The organism is Shewanella sp. WXL01, from assembly GCF_012263345.1.
GTDB classification, from domain to species: Bacteria; Pseudomonadota; Gammaproteobacteria; order Enterobacterales; family Shewanellaceae; genus Shewanella; species Shewanella maritima.
On the sequence record NZ_JAAIKQ010000001.1, the window covers coordinates 33,810 to 54,416 of the forward strand.

Below are 20,607 nucleotides of genomic sequence, written 5' to 3' on the forward strand. Positions count from 1 at the left end.
AACCTGCTCTTAGGGGTAAGGGTGCAGGAATTAAAGATGTTTGACTTGTTAATGCTAATCTAAATAAAAATGCCAGCGTCTTGCTGGCATTTTTATTTAAAGTTTTGAAGTTTTTATTGATTTATCTACTTGATTTCTCAGTTTTGTATTAATAATCAGCTTGCTACTTCAGCCAGGTTTTCCACATTGGCTTTAATTAATGTAATTAGCTGCTCAGTCGCCTTGGTTTGTGTTTCTGGGTTGAGATATAACGACTCATTAAAGGTGGGCAGTTTCGGTAGTCCATGTTCAATTGGGTCGAGTATCTGCATATTGCCGTTAATTCTAAACTCGGCAATCGGCGCCACCGCTAAATCATTTTCCACCGCTAGACACAGGGCTTGTGGCGATGGTGTTGATAGCAACACATTGATCGGGCGCATAGTGATGTGGTGGTTGGCAAAAACTTGAGCGCGAATAGGGCAGTTCTCGGGGTATAACGCCATAGGGATGGTGTCTTGATACAGCGCGGTGCTATTTTTCGCCGCAACCCAATGGAACTTGCGCTCAAACAGTAGTTCGCCTGCAGCAGGATGTTGCCAGTGGGTGGCAACAATCACGTCAAACTCACCTTGCTGTAATCGTTTATACAAGTTGCCGCTCACGTCAGTGTCTATCACCAGTTCAATACAGGTGAACTCACGAATAAACTCTAACAGGCAGCTGCTAAGGTAACGTTTGATATAGTCGGTTGGCACACCTAGACGAATAATCTCTCGGGTTTGACAGTCTTTAAGATCATCAAGCGCTTGTGAGCTAAGTTGCACCATTTTATAGGCGTAGTTGAGCAGCGTATGGCCTGACTCAGTAAGCGTAGCCCCTTTGTTATCGCGGTTAAGTAATTCTTGCCCTACCGACTCTTCAAGCTTTTTGATTTGCAAGCTCACAGCCGACTGAGTTCGGCAGACTTTTTCAGCTGCTTTTGACAGGTTGCCACACTCGGCAACTGCGATGAAACTTTCCAGCAATTCGATTTTCAGCATAGGGGTATTCGGTTTGCTAATACTGCTCCAATTATTACTCAATATTGGGTAGTACTAAACCTTGTTAAGATGTAACTGTGAAGTAACAAACTACCAATGTCGCATTTTTAGGGGATAGAAGATGAGCACTTGGGAGCAAAGAGAGAAATACCTGGTTGAGGTGTCACAAAGATGCTTAAAGGGTCACAAAACCTTTGATTTGTGCCGTTCGCATTTGGTCAATTCAAGCCAGATATCAAAAGGCACTATTTACAATCATTTTAGCAGCGAGGCTGATTTAATTGTGGCGGTTGCCTGTAATCAATATCAGCAATGGCACGATTTAGCACAGCAAAATCGTCAGCGTTATGAAGACCCATATTTGTGCTTTATCTTTCACCATTGCAGCCGCATTTATGACTTGTTGAAGCAGCAAGATTTCTTAGTTGATAGAGTCATGCCAAATGAGTCGTTATTGGAAAATTGTAGCGAGCAATATAGGCAACGATTTGAAGCGCTAAGAGCGCAAAATATTGAGTGGAATCGTCAGGTGATTACTGAAATCGGTGAGGTGGCAGGCTTTGATCGACTCGAACTGGCGATTCAATATCTGCGCGGTGCGATGATCAACATAGATGATGCTAAATCAAAATACGATGATCCTAAGCTGTATCACCAGCTTAGCTACGCCTTGACCCAGCTGATTGGTCATTCATCAAAACGTTTACCTAAACTCAAAGACTTTGAGTTATGGCTCAGTGAGCAAGAAACTAATTCGCATAAGCCTTTGCATTAGGACTGTTAGGGCGTGTTGATCTTTCAAGATTATTTTTGCAGCTACTTGTTGGAAATTTATACAAGGCAGCGACTTTGATGTGTGGTTGTTCCACATGATAAGTCGTTAACGCAGTAGAAATGACAACAAGTGCTGCCTGAAAGGTTCGTTTAAAAGCACTTTACTCTTTGTTGTGAGCGAATTTGTTTAGGTGACTAGACGTCATCGCTCACGCCGCGATTAAAGTGCTTTTAATTCGAACAAATTCTAATCAGCAAAGATCAACACGCCCTAGTATTTTCAGGAAATAAAAAGCGCTGCCTAGTTAAATCTAGGCAGCGCTTTTTTGGGGATAACGTTTACAGCTTCACTAACAACTTACCTTTGTGCTCACCAGTGAAGAACAGATTTAATCCCTCCATGGCACTTTCAAGGCCAGCTAGCTCATGGGTGCGGAATTTGATTTTACCTCGCATCACGTACGGGGTGAGTTTGGCAAGCAGTGCTGGTACTTCGCCATAGTGATCTGGCATAGCAAAACCTTGCACAGTCACGCGCTTTTTAATCAGGTTAATCCAGTTCGGGCCAGGTGATGGCTCACCCACTTTATAATCAGCAATCATGCCGCACACCACAATGCGACCATGGATGTTCATGCGGTTATAAATGTGCTGCTGAATTGGACCGCCTGTGTTTTCAAAAAACACATCTACGCCATCGGGTGTTAGCTCGGCAAGCTTGGCTTCAAGGTCATCGGTTTTGTAGTTGATTGCGCCATCAAAGCCTAGGTCGTTAACAATCCAGTCCGCTTTTTCATCACTGCCAACAACGCCTATTACGCGCAGGCCATCGGCTTTAGCTAGTTGGCCAACCAATGAACCAACTGAACCAGCAGCGCCGGTAACAACCAGGGTTTCACCAGCTTTTGGTTTACCGACATTGAATAAACCTTGGGTGGCGGTTAACCCTGGTAGGGCAAACACAGCCAATGCCATTTCAGCATTAACGCCAGCTTGCACCTTGTTGATCCCTTTGCCGTTAGACACAAAATATTCAGTCCAGCCCATCATGCCCATGACTTTGTCGCCAACAGCAAAGTTAGGGTTGTTTGATGCAACCACTTCACCGAAACCGCTTGAGCGCATCACTTCGCCTAGCTCAACACGAGGGATATAACTATTGGTGTCTGGGCTCATCCAGCCAATCATTGCTGGGTCGAGTGACATGTGAGTTTGCTTGATCAGAACCTGATCTGCGCTGATTTCTGGTAAGTCTTTTTTAACTACATCAAACATGTGTGCGCCAAATGGCTTACCGTCTGGACGCTGCTTTAGCAGGATTTGCGTGAACTGGCTCATCTGTTTCCCTTTAGATTATCGAGTGCTTAAGCCTATTATTTATGATAAACATGGTTGGATATAGCGGCTAAAATGACAATCTATATTGTCAAAAAGACAATAATAACGGCGAGAAGATGGACCAACTAAGAGCGCTAAAATACTTTATTGCCACTGTGGATGCGGGCAACTTTTCAGCCGCGGCGACCAAGTTTGGCGTGCCGGCCTCAAGTGTGTCGCGGCGTATTGCTGACCTTGAAGCAAGCCTAGGGACACAGCTTTTAAAGCGTACCACTCGCAGCGTGAGCTTAACTGAGGTGGGCGCACAATATTATGCTCAGGTTTCACCGCTGGTGGCGCAGTTGCAGCAGTTTGATCAAGGCGTAAAAAACTATCAATCCACGCCTAAAGGTAAGCTTAAAATCAGTACCATGGTGGGTTTTGGTGAGCGAGTGTTGGCACCGATACTCGATGAGTTTGTTCAGTCATATCCTGAGATTGAGCTAGATGTTGAGCTTAGCGATAAACTGTCAAAGCTTGATCGTGATGATGTAGACATCGCCATCCGCGGCGGCTTTGCGCCAAACGAGCATGTGGTTGCCCATAAATTGTTGAATAATCAATTTATTGCCGTCGCTGCGCCAAGTTATATTGAGCGGTATGGCATGCCGCAATCAAGCCAGGATTTACCTAATCACAAAGGTCTTTTCTATCGCACTCCCCATGGTGCAACGCCCTGGCTAAGCTTGATTGATAACCAGTGGCGAGATGTGTCGGCGCCAAGCGTGCTAACCACCAATAACGGCAGTTGGCTGGCTGATAAAGCCATCAGCGGTGAGGGGATTTTAATGATGCCAGAATGGGTGTTAAAGCCCTATCTCGCCAGCGGCGAGTTGATAAAACTCAACTTTGCCGAGCCATTAGCCGTTACCAAAAATCAGGAGCTTGGCGTGTATATGCTGTATCAAAAAGCCGCCTACGCCATTCCAAAAGTCAAAGTAGCGGTGGACTTTATAATGGCGCAGGTAAAGTCAGCATATTGAGTCGAGCATGTCTTACTGTCTTGAGTATGAGCCAGTTGCAGTGCTAGCGCTCAAACTTGTCATACAGTTTTGAGGCAATAAAAGCCCCGATAAGCATTTCAATCCAGGCAATCGGAAATATGGTAAATGCCATCGTCCAAGTGCCGAGACCTGAGTTCACAGACGCTATCCAAAATACACCAAGTGTTGCTAACGCGGTGACGCTACCTGAGATAACAATTGCGCGATTAGTGTGAGTAAATGATTGTTTGCACAGCCAATATATAAACACTAAGGTGCCGCTAAGAATGGTATCCCACAACGCCCAGATTAATGCATTGCTGACGCCCATAGGACCAATTTCAATTCTACCTGCATAAAATTCTTCCATCATTGGGAACGCCACCAACATGGCGCGTGCAACCTCGGCAATGTTGATCCAAATGCTAGTTAATAGCATCACAATGATAAATGTCTTGATATTGAATGGGCGGTTCATTACTCGTACCTATATTTTGTAGTGATCGTTACAAATTGACATTTTATAGTGATCATTACAAAATCGGTAGTGATTAAGATCAAAATTAAAGGCAGCAGTCATGAAAGCGGGTAGAAAAAGAACTTTTGATAGAGAGCAGGCTCTTGATAAGGCGATGCGAGTATTTTGGGAAAATGGCTATTTTGGTACTTCTATCGCTCAGTTGGCGCAAGCTCTAGCGATTAATCCGCCCAGTTTGTACGCCACATTTGGCAACAAAGAGCAGCTTTATCAACAAGTGCTCGTGTTTTACTACCAGCGATATATCACGCCTTGCTATAACCTATTAGACACAGAGCAAGACGCAGACCCTAAGCTGCAGTTAATGTCGCACCTGCAAGCCCTTATCGAGCTATTTACGGCAGGAGATACGCCAACAGGCTGCTTGTTTATCAAGAGTATTAATGAAGCTGAGAATGCAGCATTTCCTGCAGATGTACTTCTGCAGCTTGAGCAAATTGGCAAAGAAATATTTCAAACGATAGCAATGTTTATTGAGCGAAAATTAAAGCCTACTCAAGGTGCCAAGCAGGTCGAACTACTGACCAATAGCCTACTCATTGTGAGCAACGGCATTGCAGTACAAGCTCGCGCTGGGCAGTCAAAAGAAGCGTTAGAAAATGTCGCGCAGCATTGTGTTAAGCAGCTAATGGCATCATGACATGTTAAAACTGCCAATACAGCAAGCTAAAAACCTCGCACTTACCGCCCAAGGCTTAACATCGCCTTTGGTTGGTGAGTCATCTAGTTTTGATGCAAGCTTAGCTGTGCTGCAACACCTTGGCTATGCACAAATAGATTCCATTTCTGTGGTACAGCGAGCACATCACCATGTTATGTGGAGTCGCAATAGTGATTACTTGCCTCACCATCTCGATGAGCTAGTTGCTAGGAAACAAGCATTTGAGTATTGGTCTCACGCCGCAGCTTACATTCCAATGCGAGATTTTCGTTTTACTTTACCTAGAAAAGCAGCCTTTAAATCTGGAGTCTTGCGTCATTGGTATAAGCCTGACCATCAGTTAATGCGCTATGTGTTGGACAGAATAGCTGCCGAGGGCCCGTTAATGGCCAAGGACTTTTCTGGTTCAAGTACTAAAACACAGGGGTGGGGAAGTAAACCTGCTAAGCAAGCATTAGAGTGTTTATACATGCAGGGTGATTTAATGATCCCGCGCAGGCAAGGCTTTCAAAAAGTCTATGATTTGACTCACAGGGTAATACCTGAAGAGGTAGATACTACTTTGCCCAGTGACCAAGAATATGGCCGATTTTTGGTACTTGGTTTCTTGCGTGCTCACGGCATTGGCCGTGCTACACAAATGGCCTATTTACTAAAAGCTGTGCGCCCATTGATAGAAATCAGTTTGAAACAGTTGCTAGATTCGGGCGAAATATTACCTGTGCAAATCAATGACCAGACTTATTTTACTACTCCTGCTGCAATCCAGGCTGCTAGTCAGCCTCTAGGGAATCGCGCAATAATTCTTTCTCCCTTCGACAACCTGATAATTCAACGTGACCGTATGCGGTTTTTATTTGATTTTGACTATCAACTTGAATGCTATTTACCCGAGGCAAAGCGTAAATTTGGCTATTTTTGCCTGCCGGTATTGTGGCAGGGAGAGCTAGTCGCAAAACTAGACTGTAAGGTGAACAAGCAGCAGAAAATACTGCAAGTGAACAAGCTATTCCTTGAGCCTTCGCTAAGTTGTCACGATGATTTTATGGCATCACTCGAGCATCAATTAGCCCAGTTTGCTCGATTTAATCAATGCGAACGAGTCGGCACTCCTTGGTAGTTGTTAGGGCGAAAAACCTCTCTGATAGAGTACTCACAGCAGGAGTTCAAACTCCAGATTACAAAACAACATTGGTGTTTCTCAACTAGACTAAGTCTTTAGGTGGACATGAGTTGGGAGATGCAATGAAGACGCCAGCATTCAGCAAATTTTTGTACATACCAGCCATTGCGTTGGCGTGCTCGTTTGTTATTGGCGGCTATATTTACCACCACACCTTACATAACTGGGTTACCGATATTGTTAGCCAGTACATGTTCAGCATAGTGCGCGACGTGCAGTACGAGGTTGAAGCGCAAAAACTCCACTTTAATGACCTCACGCCCGCTGAGGTTGATGACTTTTTAGATAGTCTGTCGCAGTCCACTACAGATAATCGTTTCACTATTATCGACAGTAGTGGCGTAGTGCTTGGTGACTCGACGCTTAAGCCTCATCAAGTACGTAATATGGAAAACCATGCTGAGCGCCATGAGGTCGCAGCAGCATTTGCAACGGGTACAGGGGTTGCAGAGCGCTACAGTTCAACTAAAAAACAAACCTTATTGTATGTGGCTGTGCGCGTTGAAATTATTGACGCGCAACATCAACACCATGCAGATGAGCATGGCTCGCAATACGTTATCCGTATGGCAATGCCGATGACTGCTCTTGCTGATATGTCTGCAGACTTAAAAGCCATTTTGTATTTAATTATGGCGTTTTCTATGGCGGTGCTGGTGGCATCAATTTGGTACAGCTACCAGCGCATGTCGATTCTCATTAACCATGAAAAGCAGCAACAGCAAGATCGCATAAACAAAAGCACCAAGGAAATTGAATTACTTAGGCAGCTAGCTAACATGCTGGCTGCTTGCAAAAACATGGATGATGCCCGCGTGGTGGTGCAAGACATAGTGCCGCGTATTCTGGTCGGTATTAATGGTTGTGTGTCGATCATGCGCGATTCGCGTAACTTGCTTGAGGTGACCATAGACTGGGGCGATAACTGGCCTGCGCACACTGCATTTGAGCCAAATGATTGCTGGGCGATGCGTAAGGGTAAATATCATTTATCTCAAGATGAAAACCACAATCTAAGTTGTAACCACATGCGTGAGTTAAATGAGCAGCACACCGCCATGTGCATTCCACTCACAGCCCATGGCAACACGGTTGGCTTGTTCCATTTGTATTTTCCAACGGGCGCGGTTTGTTTAACTGAAGAGACTAAGCAGCTCGCGTTTACCTTAGCTGAGCACTTAGGTTTGGCGTTAGCTAACCTGCGTTTTCAGCAAAAGCTGCGGGCACAGGCGCTGCGCGATCCGCTTACTCAGTTATATAACCGCCGATATTTTGAAGACAAACTTGAGCGTGAGTGGGCAATCGCCAATCAAAACAATAGCGTGCTGTCAGTGCTGATGCTAGATCTCGACCACTTTAAACAGTTTAACGATAACTTTGGTCATGACGCTGGCGATTATGTTCTGAAACAGGTCGCCAGCTTGCTGATTAAAGTGGCTGGCACTCAAGGCTCGGTGTGCCGTTTGGGAGGTGAAGAGTTAGCGATTATTTGCCCTGACTTTTCCGCGCAACAAGCCTTTGAGCTGGCTGAGCGGGTTGTGGCAGAGGTAAGCGCCATGCATATTGAAATGAACAAGCTGTCGTTAGGGCAGGTAAGTATCTCAGCTGGAGTGGCGACCTATCCAGATAGCAAAGTGTCACAGCAAGAGCTAGTGAAACTTGCCGACACCGCGCTGTATCAAGCCAAAGACAATGGCCGTTCACAGGCGGTGCATGCTAGCGCTAGTAATACCAAAGCAAGTACTAGCGAATCATGATGCCTAAAAGGTGTTACAGGGTTTGCATTAGCTGAATATAGTTGCCGCAAGTGTCATCGAGCACAGCAATCTTCACTGTGCCAGCTTCTCTTGGCTCAATTGAGAACTCAACGCCTAGCTTAACTAATCTTTGGTATTCGCTGTCGATATCATCAACGGCAAATGATGTCCAAGGGATACCAGCTTGTTTTAACGCATCTTGATACTGTTTAGCTGGTTCAAATGCCATAGGTTCAAGTAACAGCTCAACGCCAGCTTGCTCCTGGGCTGACACCACCGTTAGCCACTTATGCTCACCAAGTGGCACCTCGGTCTTTTTCACAAAGCCTAAAATATTGGTGTAGAAATCTAATGCCTTGTCTTGGTTAGTGACTGGCACGCTAGTGAGTGCAATTTTAATCATGTGTACTTTTCCTTTCTTAAAAACGGTAACAACTGGATTGAGTACAGAATAACAACTGCTGTATTTAAAACTTATTCTAGATTGCTTTTACGGTTTTGGACCCTGCTAGCGAGCGTCGTTTTTGCGGGGAGTATGTAATTGCTGAAACGCTTTAGGTGAGTATCCGGTGCTCTTTTTGAACACGGCAGAAAAAGTGGTGAGGCTCTCGTAACCCACGTCAAAACAAGTTTTGGTTATGCTTTGCCCTTGTTGCAGCAACAGCTTTGCTCTGTCTATGCGCATATCTTTAAGGTGAGCTCTTGGCGTAACACCATAGATTTGCTTGAACATACGCACATAGTGAAAACGCGACATAAATGAAGCTTTAGCTAGGTCATCTAATACTACATTCTCGCTGTGATATTTTTGCATAAAACTGCGCGACTGGCGGATCAGTGCGAACTGCTTCGGGCTGGGTAGCACCTCATTGTAAAGGCGCTCTAGCTCTTGCTCATAGAATGTTTTTTGGCGAGATGACATAACGTACCTGAAACTAGAGGAGCGATTAAATGAGATTGTACAGAACTTATTCAGTTAATTCATTTTGGCTAACGTTATTAGTGAAACTCAGTCTCTAAAGCGCAAACTACACCGCGTGCTTGTATCAATAGCCGATAAACGAACTGCCTAATCGAAAAACTCGCTGTGCCATCAGCTTGAAGAAATTATGAGTTGTTGGTTCGACTCAGCATTCTAGAATAACTGTACACACCGCAACAGTTTTCTGTATTAAGAAGTTAGGCGTATGCTTTGCTTTTTTTTCATTCAAATATCAGTTAGTCTTTCAGTTAAATAGGCCTCTGTCGCCAAGGAAAAAGAATTCAATGAAATGGACTTTGTGTTATCCAAAGAACGTTTTTTCTATTTGCTTACTGTTAGATGTGCCGCGTGTTCAACTATAACTATAAGAAAAATGCGCTATGGATAAGAGTGTACTGCAAAATTTACAGGCAGCATTGTCTCAAAGCCCTGAAAATATAGTGTTAAGGCTTTCTATTGCTCAAGCATATTTTGAAAAAAATGAGTTTGAAAGTTCTGTTAAGTTAATTGATGAGCTTCAATTCAATACTTTTGATGAAGAACAACAACTATTAGCTTCGAATATTTTTTTGGCCGCTAATCGGCCTAAATCTGCATTAGCCCCACTTTGTTCAAACTCTCCTGAAACTAATTTACAACGCTCAAAGGTTTATTATGCGTTGGATGATCTGCAAAATGCTAAAAAATTCTATGAAAAAGCAATTTGTGAAAATCCAGCATTAGAAGATATTGAGTATGCTCGTCAAGTGGAATCTAAGGGTGTATATGCGTCACCAGATAATCTAGTGAAATTGCGGGTGATTTCAAATGACGACACTAATGACACCGAGATTACACGCCTCATTAAGCCCGCTGATAAAAATATCTCATTTGTTGATGTTGGAGGGCTTGAGGAAGTAAAGAAGCAAATACGCAAAAAGATAATTACTCCATTTCAGAAACCCTCATTATTCAGTAAGTTTAGAAAAAAAGTGGGTGGTGGGATTTTATTCTACGGCCCACCAGGTTGCGGTAAGACTATGTTAGCTCGGGCTACTGCTGGGGAGTGTAATGCTTCATTTTATAATGTAGCGATTTCTGACATTTTGGATATGTACATTGGGGAGTCAGAACGCAAGCTCCATGCTATTTTTGAGGAAGCGAGGGCTAACACACCTGCGGTTATTTTTTTTGATGAAGTCGAAGCATTGGCGGCAAAACGCCAAAACACTCGTGAAGCAACATCGTCTAAGCTAGTTAGTTTGTTCTTATCGGAGCTAGATGGCTTTGCTCAAGATAATCAAGGAGTGTTGATCTTAGGTGCTACGAACGTTCCTTGGGCTCTTGACTCTGCTTTTCGTCGCCCCGGTCGGTTTGACCGAGTAGTATTTATAGCCCCTCCAGATCAACAGGCTCGAGCCGAAATTATCAAAGGTTTACTTGATGGACGCCCGGGGGCTGATTCAATAAACGTATCTAAGTTGGCTAAACAGACCAGTGGCTTTTCTGGAGCAGACTTAATGAATGTAATTGAGTCTGCTGTAGATGAAGCTATAGATGAATCTATAGAAAAAGAAGAGGAAGTTCCGCTCAATGAGATGCACGTCAAGGAAGCTATACGTGTATGTAAGGCAACGACATCTGAATGGCTAACTACAGCTAGAAATTATGCGAGATACAGCAATGATGCCGGGCAATATGATGATGTACTTGCTTTTATCAAAAAAAATGGAAGTTGATTAAATGAATACCTATCAAGTTATTGATGAGCCGCAACATAGTAAGATGTCTAAAGTTACCGTTAATCCAATGTGGCCGCTATTGAGTTCGATGGTTGGTGGCGCTTTATTTGGGTGGTTATGGTTTGCAGTTAACAGCTTTGCTCTAAATAGTCCTAATAGAGGCAAAGAACTGCTCACTATTGTAATAGCGCTATTCGTATTTGTTGCCGCTCATGTGGCAACTGGAATATTTCTCAATAATGGTTACCTCAAAGGCATCCCAGTAGACTACGTAATATTAATATTATTATGTATGAAGTTGGTCTTTTCTTATAAGTTATTTCTAATGCAAATGAAAAGTTTCAGCGTTTATACCCATTTCGAAGGAAAAGTCGCAAACCCTGTTGCAGGGCTAATACTTGCTTATCTAGCGGGGCGTAAAGTTGAGTTCATTGTCGCTGATTTTTTACTTTCATGGGGGCAGTAATGGACTTTACAGTTGAACAATTGGTTGACATATCAACACAGAATTTTGAGCATGGGAATTATGAGGGAGGAGTGAAGAGCATTAAGCTTGCATTAGCTATTTCTCCGGATGATGCTGAGCTACACAGTTACTTGGCTTATGGGCTGTTAAAACTTAAACGTATTTATGCAGCGGAATATGAAGCTAGGCTAGCCATGAAATTAGACCCTAACGCTTCGTATATTCAATATACACTAGCGTCCATTTTATATGAAAAAAACGATGTGAAATCCGCACAAGTCTACATTGAGCAGGCCCTTAGTTTCGAGCCTGATAACACTAGCTATTTAGCGCTGCTTAGCGATGTTCAGTTACACGGGGGGCAGCCTGGTAAGGCAAAGGAAACACTGGATAAAGCTATTGAGCTAAACCCAAATGACGCTTGTATTCTGTGCCAGCTTGGAGGCTACTGGTTAAAGAAGAATAATATTGTCAATGCTAAGGCGTATTATAAATCTGCTCTAAATATCGCCCCTAGACACTTCAACTCGTTAGTAGGTATGGGCAATGTATTGCTTAGAGAAGGGAAAGTAAACGAGTCTAAAGAGCATGCACACTGGGCATTGTCTCAAGACCCTATGAGTGAAACCGCACTAGCATTACTTACGAGCATTAAAGCGAGACAAAACCCGGTAATGGGGCTTTGGTGGCGCTTTGACACTTGGCTTGCAACAGGGAATGTTGCGAGAACAATTCTTCTGCTTATTACAATTTTTATTGTTTATAAAATAACCCATATTGAGCTTGCCAGATCTGGATATCAAGATGCCACTGTGTTTTTGAATGGTATTTGGTATGCGATAGTTGCTTATTCTTGGGTAGGCCCCATATGGTTTATGAAGAAATTCGAAGCAGAATTGAAGCCGGTGCACTTAAACCAAGATTATTAACTGGAGTAAATGCTTGAAGTTGAGGTACTTGAATAAAGTCGATGTTCACTGTTGATTTAGCCTTTTAGCATTCGATTCAGCTTAAATATAGCAGTGACTCGCTATAGGATAGAATTGTTGCCAATCAGTTAACACGGAAGGTGTCTGCAAGTTTGTTAATAGTTACTGGGAGTTGCCGAGCTATTCAACTGACATGCAGAGCCGAGTTATAGGTAGAAATGCGAGAATTTATAATAAGTAAAAACACCACGCGGCTTGTTAAGTTTGGTTTCGCTGTCTTTGTTGGATTCACATTATTAGGCTTATATGCTGCCACATCTTTCGATGAGCAAAGCAGCCCAATTCGTAATGTGATTACCCCAATAGTCGGCATAGTCTTTTTTGGGACAGGCGCAGTTATTAGTTGGCGATGGTTGAAGGCCATTCCATATCAAGCTGTTTCTATCGATGACGACGGCATATGGTACTCGTATCTTGGTAAAGCTAAAGGGCTAGTTCATTGGGACAAAATTTGTCGAATGAAAGAGCGAAACCTGAACCAACGACTTGAACTGCAAGATATTAATGGCAATGAGCTAATTAAGCTTGAGCATCAACTTGTAGGCTTTGAGTTAATTCGGATAGTTTTGCACGACAAGGTTAACTTGTTAGAAGCTGGTCACTCGCAATCAACATTCTCAAAAAACCTTTCTTTTCATGTGCTTCATTGGGGCGCTGTTGTCCTTGCAATCCTTGTTGGGTACTACTTGGTACAAGCAGGTAAGCCTATAATGGGCGTTAGCTCGATGGTAATCATATGTGCTTTTATTGGCTATGAGTATTTGTCGAGCGCCACAAGTGTTAGTGTCACAAACACTGGCTTTGCGGTTGGTTATCCATTTCGTCAGCAGCATATATTATTCTCCGATGTCACCGACATTGCTTTAGGTAACAGCGCAATAAATGGACGCCCTGTAACTACTGTCTGGATTATCACTACTAATCGTAAAAAACCTCACGAACTTCGTCATTTAGATGTTGATATGAACTTAGTGTTTCAAGTGCTTAGAGCCGCAAAAATGACGGAATGATGAAGCGCCATGCAAGTACTATTGCATGGCGCTTTTTAGGTGTTGGGTCTTACTCTGCGGCTGAAACCTCAGTAAAGCTTGGTGCTTGTTGGTAAATATCTTTCGCCGAGTACTTAACCGTACTGAAGTCGATTTTGTCTAAGTCTACTTTACGGATGTCTGGGTTGTTCACCGTGCGGTAGTAGTAATCTTTGTTCTCAATATCCACTACATTGCCGTAGCCAATCATTTGCGAGTCAGGTGAAACCCATAACCAGTACATAGTGCTTGGTACAATTTCCATGGCGTTGAGAATGGAGAACGCTCGGCCTAGACCATTGTTGCGGGCGTCTTTGTCAGCACCACGATTTTTATATTCAGCATTGATTGCTGCTAGGTGTGAGAAACGGCTGTCAGAACCAGAATCTAGTTTTTGCCAAATATCTACGGTTTCATCAGTGCGTGCTGTCGCTGCGTCGATGTGCTTTTGCGCATTCTTCAATTGCTCAGGGTATGCTGGGTCGTTGGCCATCACGCCCACTTCATTTTCGTAGATAGTTGGGTAACCTGAGCCATCAACATACTCCACAACCACCGCGCGTTCTTTGTCGCGAATGGCGTAGTGCATGCCGACAGTTAGATCGTGGGCAACTTTGATTTTGGTGGTTTCTACTTTGGTTTTCTTTAGTAATTCGACCGCTTCGTCGACAGACTTTGCGTTAGCGAGCACGTGACCAACCACCTCTAGGTAGTTTATGTCACCTTTGCCTTCTTCAAGGTATTCTGATTCAAGTAGCGCTAGCGATTCAATATTAACGCCATGCTCGTTTAGACCTGATGAAATCCACTCAGTGTTTTCGTGGCGCATACCAATGAAGCCGTAATCACCTGACTTACCATTAATTTCATAGCCGCGCGGCACAGTGACTAGGTGTTCACCCATGAAGTCTGGCGCTTCCATTGTGCGAGATACATAGGCTTTGCCGTCTACTTCGAAAGTCGAGTATGAACATGCGTTAGCTGTTGCGGTTAAACCTGCTGAAAGCACAGCTGCAGTGGCGATAGTTAAGATTGTCTTTTTCATAATATGAGCCTTATAAATTTGAGTGGGCATTTACCCTAAGTTGAATTCCTTACGCTAATTCTTGGCCGTTCTCCTTGGATGACTTCATTATGAACATGGTAATAAGTGTTTAAAAATGCCATTGAACATGATTTCAATGTTTATAATGTGGGAGAGTTGAGCACATTTAAGCGGGGTATATTGGTGAACTTTTCACTCTCACAATTGCAAGCGTTTGTTTACACTGTAGAAAAGGGCAGTTTTAAGGCTGCTGCTGTTGAATTGGGTAAGCGAAGTCAGGTCATTGCACAGCTGGTGGCTACGATGGAAGATAGCTGCGATTTAGTGTTGTTTGAACGTCATGTACGACGCTTAGAGGTAACCTCACAGGGTAGAAAGCTATATCGCTACGCCAGACGCGTGCTGGAAACCGCTGAGGCATTGAACCACCAGTTATCTAGCTATGAGCAAGATATTCCAGAGCAGTTTAATTTAGCCTTAGACAACACCTTGCTTTGCCCTGAATTGACAGCCTGTTACATGGAGGTGATAGCGCAATTCCCCACGATCGATTTACAGGTACTGACTGGCGGCACAGAGCAGGTTATTGAATGGGTTAGAGCCGGCGAGGTAGAAATGGGGTTGATATTCTCACCGCTTTCACAAATTGAGTCTGTGGTACATGTGCCTGCCTATAACTTTCCGGTTGTAGATGTCGCGGGTGTGAATACGTTAAATAGAGGCACGGTGGCAACGGAGCTGGAGCTGGCAAGCCTGACTCAAATTGTGCCTAATGTTGTTTTTAAATATCGACACGACGCTCACTACGTATTAAGTGACCAATTTATTAAGACCAATAATCTCAGAGAAGCGATGTCTATGCTTAGGTTTGATAATACTTGGATGCGAGTGCCTGAGTTTGTCGCCAAAGCTGATATTGACTCGGGCATGGTAAATGAATTCTCAATTGAGGGTGCGAGCGAAACGGTTTGGTACGCTGAGATTATTTATCAGTCAGAGCAAGAAGTGACTCTGGCTGGTGAGTTATTTACGCAACAGGTACAGGGATTGGATAAGGTTTTCTTTGACTAAAACGTCTCGTTTTATGGTGGCAAGCGGTAATGGTAATTTGTATCTAAGTTAGCTTGCTTGGCTTATTACTTCAGTAGGCATACCACTTCAGCACGCATATAAGCTCAGCAGGCATAAAAATCCCTCTGACTGAGAGTCTGAGGGATCTGAGATTAGCTAGTTAGCTTCGATTACTGAGCTGCACACTGAGTAAATACGGCTTTCTGTAGGCCTTGTTCAGCTTGTTTCACTGTGTCTGCACACATGGTTTCGGTGAACCCTAGCGTGTCGTTAAAGTTGTAGCCGATTTGAGCACGAGTGTCGTAGTTAGTGAATAGGAAGTCACCGTTTTGGTGGTTGTACACAAATTGAGTCCAAGTTGCGTATGTCTCACCGTTAGTTGGGTCAATCAGGTCTTGTGGGATCAAGTTACCTGCATTGTATGTACTTAGTAGCTTGCCGCGAGTTTGAGCCCAGCTTGCATCTTCTTTGAATTCAACGTGTTGAGTGTTAAATAGACCACGTAGGTTACGGTCTAGTGAGCTGATTGAGCTTGGGATACCTGTAGCTGCTAGATCGTCTAAGTTAACCTTCTCAACGTATGCACGGTGATCTTGTTGTAGTGGAGAGTTCGCCATAACACGTAGATCAGACTTAGTATCACCACGATAAACAACCATTTCGCCACCTTTATTTAGCTGAAGCAGCGCGATGTCGCCAGACTTATCTTGGATAGAAATGTGTAAGCCGTGCTCGTGACCGTGAAGGCCGTCTTTCCAAGCGATTTGCCATTCATTATTGTTGAAGGCTTTAACTGCTTCTTCAGTCGTTGCATAAGTTTCAGTGATGTAACGGATGACGTCTAGGAAGCTCACAGCTGGTGCGCCAGAGTCTTGATAAGCTTCGATGAACTTAGCCGAGTCGTACATGTATAGTAGAGAAGCCGCTAGACCCTCAGAGTTGATTGCATCAGAGGCAACACCGCCGAATACATCCCACTCCATTTGAGCAATTGCGTGGTACTTAGTTGTCCACTCCATTGCGTTTTTGTATTTAGGCGTTTCTGAAACGTTCTTAACACCTACAGGGTTTACTTGAGCAACGTTACCTAGCTGGTCACCCCAATCTAAAGAGCGGACTGTAGATACACCGTGTGGTGTGTCTAATGTAAAGCGTGAACAAGCTTCAGCAAGGTTAGCAACACTAGCGATAGACATTGCAGCAACAGCGGCGATAGCGATTGAGTTTAATTTGAATGATTTCATAATAATTCTCTCTTTAGTTGAGGACTCTTTCTGTGTATGAGTCTATTATTGCTATCACTTGGTTGTTTCAAAGCCGCTTAGGGTAGGGGACTCCCCTATGAAATGCTTGCTTTTGTGAATTAATGGCGCTTGTGAGATGGGTGAAGAGAAAGAGTGAGGTGAAAGATGTCAGCATCGTTGGATCAACTGCGTGCTTTTGTTGCCACTGTCGATAATAAAGGGATGGCTCAGGCCGCTAGGCACCTGGGAAAGCATGTCTCTACAGTGAGAGAGCAGTTAAACAACTTAGAGATTGATACTGGGCTGGAGTTGTTTATTCGTCACGCACGCTCAATGGAAGTGACCTCTCAAGGCGAACAGCTTTATAAGTCGGCGCTTGCCATGTTAAAAGAAGCTGCGCTGTTTGATGCCAACGTAGACAGTATATTGCAGGGCGTGCCTGACAAGCTAACGATTGCTATCGATTCAAGTCTTATGGAAAGTGAGATTGATAATATGATCGCGCGTATCACCAAGGCTTACCCGCACATGTCATTGAAGTTGCTGACCAGTGACACTATGCAAATTCAAAGTTGGATTCTCTCGGGTATTGCTGATATTGGCTTAATGTTCAATACACTGCGCCTGCACGATGAACTTAAAAGCGAGAAAGCTTACTCCTTTGGTGTGCAGCACATAGTGCCAGCCTCGTGGGATTTACCCGCTGAATTAGACTCAGACTTTCTCAATGATAAGTTGCAAATTAGCCTGTCTTTTTTATCGGATATAGGCATGCGCAGCGCTGATGTCACCAGTCATCGATTTATGCTTTGCAACAATGCAATGCAGACTCTGAATTTGATAAAAGCAGGTGTGGGATGGGCATCGCTGCCGGGCTTTATTTGCCAGCAAGCGCTTAATGAAAAGCAGGTTCAGCTGTATCAAGCCACGCAAGAAAGCGTGTCTGACTGGAACACTAACATCGTCTGGCTAAAGCAAAAAGTGCTCAACCCTGCAATGAAGATGTTTATTGAAGAGATCCACACACTGCCTACAGTGCGTTAGCTCAATTAAAGGCAGTGTAGATAATAAAACTTAGCGGTCTTCTAATTTTAATATGCCGTCTATTACTAAGCGCATTGCCGAGTTGACGGGTTTTTCTGTTCGCCAAATGACGTCTGTATACCAGTGTGCGCTGTCTTCTACTTCTAATTCAAATTTATCGACTTCTCCGTTTTCAATGGCTTCTCTGCATAAGTACAGCGGCATGATTGCCCAGCAGGAGCAATGTTTCACTAAATTCAATATTTCATGCAAGCTATTGCAATATGTGACTTTATTGCTGATATTGTGGCCTTCACTGAGGCCTAGAACTTTCAGAAAGTTAACTGATATCTGCCGTAATCCGCGAACTTGGTGTTTGGTCAATTGTTTGCCAGCGATCCCTAGGTCTGGTGAGGCGACATTGGCAATTTGGAAACTAAAGGCCCTAGCTGATGAGAGCTCATGAGGCATTGAAAAAGTACCGACACTAAAGCCAATATCAGCTTGTCCTGTTAATACCCAGCTTCTCACCAACAGCGCATCTCCAGTCAGTATTTTCACTTCAAGCGTTGGGAATCGAACAAAAAGCTGCTTATAAACCTGTGATAATTCTTCTCCACTGAGGGCGGTATCCATCGCAATAGTGATTCGACTGGGCTCTTCTTCCAATAAACTGCTGGCTTTAGCATCAAAGTGCTCAAGCTCTCGCAACACTGAACGTGCATGCTCAAACAGTTGATTACCTTTTTCCGTCAACTCCAGTGATCGAGGCTTACGAACAAATAACTCAAAGCCGACCTCACTTTCTAAATTTGCCACTAACCCACTGATGGTGACGGCATGTTTTCCTATGCTTCGGCTAGCTTGTTTAAAGCCACCTTTCTCTACGGTTTCACTAAATGCATGTAATTGTTCGATTGAAATTGCCATTAGCTTGCCCATGTTACAACCTATGAATAGGTTAAACCTATCCTTGAGAGCATGGTGAGTCAAATCAATCTGCATAATAATTGTCCGCATCAAAAGCGTTGCTTCAACAGGTGAAGTAACCGTCAGTAATCCAATAGGTATCAAGATGGCACTATCACGCACTTTTAAATTTGCACCAATCGCGTTAGCTCTAGTAGCTGGGAGCGCATTAGCAGCAGATTTCTCTCAAGAAGAATTGGCATACATGCCAGCTAACACACAAATTGAGCTGTTCAAGAGTGGCTTAATTACCCCTGTTGACGTGCTTAAAGCGCAAAAAGCTCAGTACGATGCAACCAACAAGGTTGTTAACGCAGTGACTTTTGAGCACTGGGAAACAGCAATGAAAGCTGCGAAAGAAGCGACTAAACGTTACGAAGATGGCACTTACCGCCAGCTGGAAGGTGTGACGTACGCAGTGAAAGATGAGCACCATGACAAGGGTTGGAAAGTCACATTTGGCTCGAAGCTACATATGGATGACGCGCCAATGGAGTACGCGGATCCAATGGTTTCTAAAATGAATGCATCTGGCGCGATCCCTGTGATTCAAACTACTGTGCCAGAGTTTTACTTCAGCTGGGTAACATCAACGCTAGCATGGGGTACAACCCGTAACCCTTGGAATCCTGACTTCGCTGTAGGCGGTTCATCAGGCGGTTCTGGCGCAGCAGTTGCCGCAGGTTACGCAACCATGGCAACGGGTTCAGATATGGGCGGCTCAATCCGTATTCCATCATCTTTTAACGGTTTATACGGCCTGAAGCCAGCAGCGTTCACTGTACCAAACGCTATGCTTTACTCGTACTTCTCAGGTAGCGGCCCAATCGCACGTAGCTTTGAAGACATGGTAATGATGTACAACGTTATGTCTGGCCAAGATGCTGCTATGTCTGTGCCAACTGTGGGTGAGCAACCTAAGCTAACTAAAGAAGTTGAGTCTCTAAAAGGCATGAAGATCGCTTACATCGGCGATATGGGCACCAGCCCAATGGCTGACTACGTTGCTAAAGGTATGGAAAACGGCCTGGAAGTTTTACGTAAGCAAGGTGCTACTGTTGATGTTGTTGAGTTTGACTTCGAAATGCAAATGGGTCTGCTTGAAGGTATCTCTAACCTAGCATTCTCTGGTGCGATGGGCGCGCCAATGATGGACGCTTACGGCGACCACACTGACCAAATGTCACCATATGCAGGCAAATTAATTGGTAAAGCTGTTAGTCATCGTGAAGATTACGACGGTCGTGCACAAGCTAAAACAGAAGCTGAAGTACTACGCATGTGGACTAAGTTATCAACTGAAATCTACGCAAAAGGCTACGATCTAGTTATTGCACCTACAATGCCTACGGTTACTGTTCCAGCTGATTACGACTTTATTGTTGGTGAGCCAATTGTTGAAAATGGCGTAACTTACGACAAAGCTGTTGGTATGATGTACACCCTACCATTCAACCTATTAGGTTGGTTGCCAGCGGCAAGTGTACCAGCTGGCCTAAGCCCAGACGGTGTTCCATTTGGTATGCAAATTATTGGTAAGCCGGATGACACTGCAACAGTAGTTAAAGTTGCTGGCGCATACAGCAAAGGCGCTCCTAAGTTCTTTACAGGTGAGCTGCTGCCAAAAGGCGTTAAGTAATAAGGTTGTTTCAGTTACCCTAGTCACTTGATAGTATGAAAAAATCCCCGCTAAAAAATTAGCGGGGATTTTTTATTTTTGCTCACTGATAAGTAGTTTCGCGGGCGACTCATTGGATAACCGAATTTAGTCCAT

Annotated in this window: 20 protein-coding genes; 12 read left to right on the top strand and 8 right to left on the bottom strand. The window is 44.0% G+C overall.

Going from position 1 to position 20,607, the window contains the following annotated elements:
- Positions 1 to 155: 155 nt before the first annotated feature.
- Positions 156 to 1,022 (bottom strand): LysR family transcriptional regulator, encoded by an 867-nt coding sequence (locus tag G3R49_RS00145; protein ID WP_167868255.1) that lies wholly within the window; start codon positions 1,020 to 1,022, stop codon positions 156 to 158.
- A gap of 121 nt (positions 1,023 to 1,143) precedes the next feature.
- Here G3R49_RS00145 and G3R49_RS00150 point away from each other — a divergent pair, with 121 nt between their 5' ends.
- Positions 1,144 to 1,797, top strand: coding sequence for a TetR/AcrR family transcriptional regulator (locus G3R49_RS00150; RefSeq protein ID WP_130599429.1), 654 nt, complete (start codon positions 1,144 to 1,146; stop codon positions 1,795 to 1,797).
- Positions 1,798 to 2,135: 338 nt separating this feature from the next.
- On the opposite strand, the gene G3R49_RS00155 is transcribed toward G3R49_RS00150, so the two are convergent.
- Entirely contained in the window at positions 2,136 to 3,134 is a 999-nt protein-coding gene (locus G3R49_RS00155) for an NADP-dependent oxidoreductase (protein WP_167868256.1), read from the bottom strand.
- A gap of 116 nt (positions 3,135 to 3,250) precedes the next feature.
- Here G3R49_RS00155 and G3R49_RS00160 point away from each other — a divergent pair, with 116 nt between their 5' ends.
- Entirely contained in the window at positions 3,251 to 4,156 is a 906-nt protein-coding gene (locus G3R49_RS00160; protein ID WP_167868257.1) for a LysR family transcriptional regulator, read from the top strand.
- A 43-nt stretch (positions 4,157 to 4,199) separates the two neighbouring features.
- Here the strand turns inward: G3R49_RS00160 and G3R49_RS00165 are convergent, their stop codons facing one another.
- Complete coding sequence (locus G3R49_RS00165; protein ID WP_167868258.1) at positions 4,200 to 4,634, bottom strand: hypothetical protein; 435 nt, start codon at positions 4,632 to 4,634, stop codon at positions 4,200 to 4,202.
- A 100-nt stretch (positions 4,635 to 4,734) separates the two neighbouring features.
- Between G3R49_RS00165 and G3R49_RS00170 the strand changes: the two genes are divergently transcribed.
- The 3 genes from G3R49_RS00170 to G3R49_RS00180 all read left to right on the top strand — a co-directional run bounded on the left by G3R49_RS00170 (position 4,735) and on the right by G3R49_RS00180 (position 8,295).
- The gene (locus G3R49_RS00170) at positions 4,735 to 5,334 is read left to right on the top strand and encodes a TetR/AcrR family transcriptional regulator (RefSeq protein ID WP_167868259.1); all 600 of its coding nucleotides are present in this window, start codon (positions 4,735 to 4,737) and stop codon (positions 5,332 to 5,334) included.
- 1 nt (position 5,335) lies between these two features.
- Complete coding sequence (locus G3R49_RS00175; protein ID WP_130599419.1) at positions 5,336 to 6,475, top strand: winged helix-turn-helix domain-containing protein; 1,140 nt, start codon at positions 5,336 to 5,338, stop codon at positions 6,473 to 6,475.
- A gap of 125 nt (positions 6,476 to 6,600) precedes the next feature.
- Positions 6,601 to 8,295, top strand: coding sequence for a sensor domain-containing diguanylate cyclase (locus G3R49_RS00180; RefSeq protein WP_130599417.1), 1,695 nt, complete (start codon positions 6,601 to 6,603; stop codon positions 8,293 to 8,295).
- A gap of 13 nt (positions 8,296 to 8,308) precedes the next feature.
- Here the strand turns inward: G3R49_RS00180 and G3R49_RS00185 are convergent, their stop codons facing one another.
- A complete protein-coding gene (locus G3R49_RS00185) occupies positions 8,309 to 8,698 on the bottom strand; it encodes a VOC family protein (protein ID WP_130599415.1) in 390 nt (129 codons plus the stop codon).
- 105 nt (positions 8,699 to 8,803) lie between these two features.
- Positions 8,804 to 9,217: a helix-turn-helix transcriptional regulator gene (locus tag G3R49_RS00190; RefSeq protein WP_167868260.1), complete on the bottom strand. Its 414-nt coding sequence runs from the start codon at positions 9,215 to 9,217 to the stop codon at positions 8,804 to 8,806.
- Positions 9,218 to 9,657: 440 nt separating this feature from the next.
- Here G3R49_RS00190 and G3R49_RS00195 point away from each other — a divergent pair, with 440 nt between their 5' ends.
- The 4 genes from G3R49_RS00195 to G3R49_RS00210 all read left to right on the top strand — a co-directional run bounded on the left by G3R49_RS00195 (position 9,658) and on the right by G3R49_RS00210 (position 13,463).
- Positions 9,658 to 10,995, top strand: a complete 1,338-nt coding sequence (locus G3R49_RS00195) for an AAA family ATPase (RefSeq protein WP_167868261.1) — start codon at positions 9,658 to 9,660, stop codon at positions 10,993 to 10,995.
- A 4-nt stretch (positions 10,996 to 10,999) separates the two neighbouring features.
- On the top strand, positions 11,000 to 11,464 hold the full coding sequence (locus G3R49_RS00200; protein ID WP_167868262.1) for a hypothetical protein: 465 nt from the start codon (positions 11,000 to 11,002) through the stop codon (positions 11,462 to 11,464).
- Positions 11,464 to 12,393: a lipopolysaccharide assembly protein LapB gene (locus tag G3R49_RS00205; RefSeq protein ID WP_167868263.1), complete on the top strand. Its 930-nt coding sequence runs from the start codon at positions 11,464 to 11,466 to the stop codon at positions 12,391 to 12,393. The genes G3R49_RS00200 and G3R49_RS00205 overlap by 1 nt, the downstream gene beginning before the upstream one ends.
- A 218-nt stretch (positions 12,394 to 12,611) precedes the next feature.
- A complete protein-coding gene (locus G3R49_RS00210; protein ID WP_167868264.1) occupies positions 12,612 to 13,463 on the top strand; it encodes a hypothetical protein in 852 nt (283 codons plus the stop codon).
- Between the two features lie 49 nt (positions 13,464 to 13,512).
- Here G3R49_RS00210 and G3R49_RS00215 read toward each other — a convergent pair whose 3' ends face one another.
- Positions 13,513 to 14,526: a linear amide C-N hydrolase gene (locus G3R49_RS00215; protein WP_165399000.1), complete on the bottom strand. Its 1,014-nt coding sequence runs from the start codon at positions 14,524 to 14,526 to the stop codon at positions 13,513 to 13,515.
- Between the two features lie 183 nt (positions 14,527 to 14,709).
- On the opposite strand from G3R49_RS00215, the gene G3R49_RS00220 reads away from it, so the two are divergent.
- Complete coding sequence (locus G3R49_RS00220) at positions 14,710 to 15,597, top strand: LysR family transcriptional regulator (RefSeq protein WP_167868265.1); 888 nt, start codon at positions 14,710 to 14,712, stop codon at positions 15,595 to 15,597.
- Between the two features lie 170 nt (positions 15,598 to 15,767).
- Here the strand turns inward: G3R49_RS00220 and G3R49_RS00225 are convergent, their stop codons facing one another.
- Positions 15,768 to 16,841 (bottom strand): linear amide C-N hydrolase, encoded by a 1,074-nt coding sequence (locus G3R49_RS00225; protein ID WP_167868266.1) that lies wholly within the window; start codon positions 16,839 to 16,841, stop codon positions 15,768 to 15,770.
- A 165-nt stretch (positions 16,842 to 17,006) separates the two neighbouring features.
- Here G3R49_RS00225 and G3R49_RS00230 point away from each other — a divergent pair, with 165 nt between their 5' ends.
- Positions 17,007 to 17,885: a LysR family transcriptional regulator gene (locus tag G3R49_RS00230; protein ID WP_167868267.1), complete on the top strand. Its 879-nt coding sequence runs from the start codon at positions 17,007 to 17,009 to the stop codon at positions 17,883 to 17,885.
- Between the two features lie 30 nt (positions 17,886 to 17,915).
- On the opposite strand, the gene G3R49_RS00235 is transcribed toward G3R49_RS00230, so the two are convergent.
- Positions 17,916 to 18,956: a LysR family transcriptional regulator gene (locus G3R49_RS00235; RefSeq protein ID WP_167868268.1), complete on the bottom strand. Its 1,041-nt coding sequence runs from the start codon at positions 18,954 to 18,956 to the stop codon at positions 17,916 to 17,918.
- On the opposite strand from G3R49_RS00235, the gene G3R49_RS00240 reads away from it, so the two are divergent.
- Positions 18,940 to 20,472, top strand: coding sequence for an amidase (locus G3R49_RS00240; protein ID WP_167868269.1), 1,533 nt, complete (start codon positions 18,940 to 18,942; stop codon positions 20,470 to 20,472). The two genes, G3R49_RS00235 and G3R49_RS00240, sit on opposite strands and share 17 nt — an antisense overlap.
- The last annotated feature ends 135 nt before the right edge of the window (positions 20,473 to 20,607 follow it).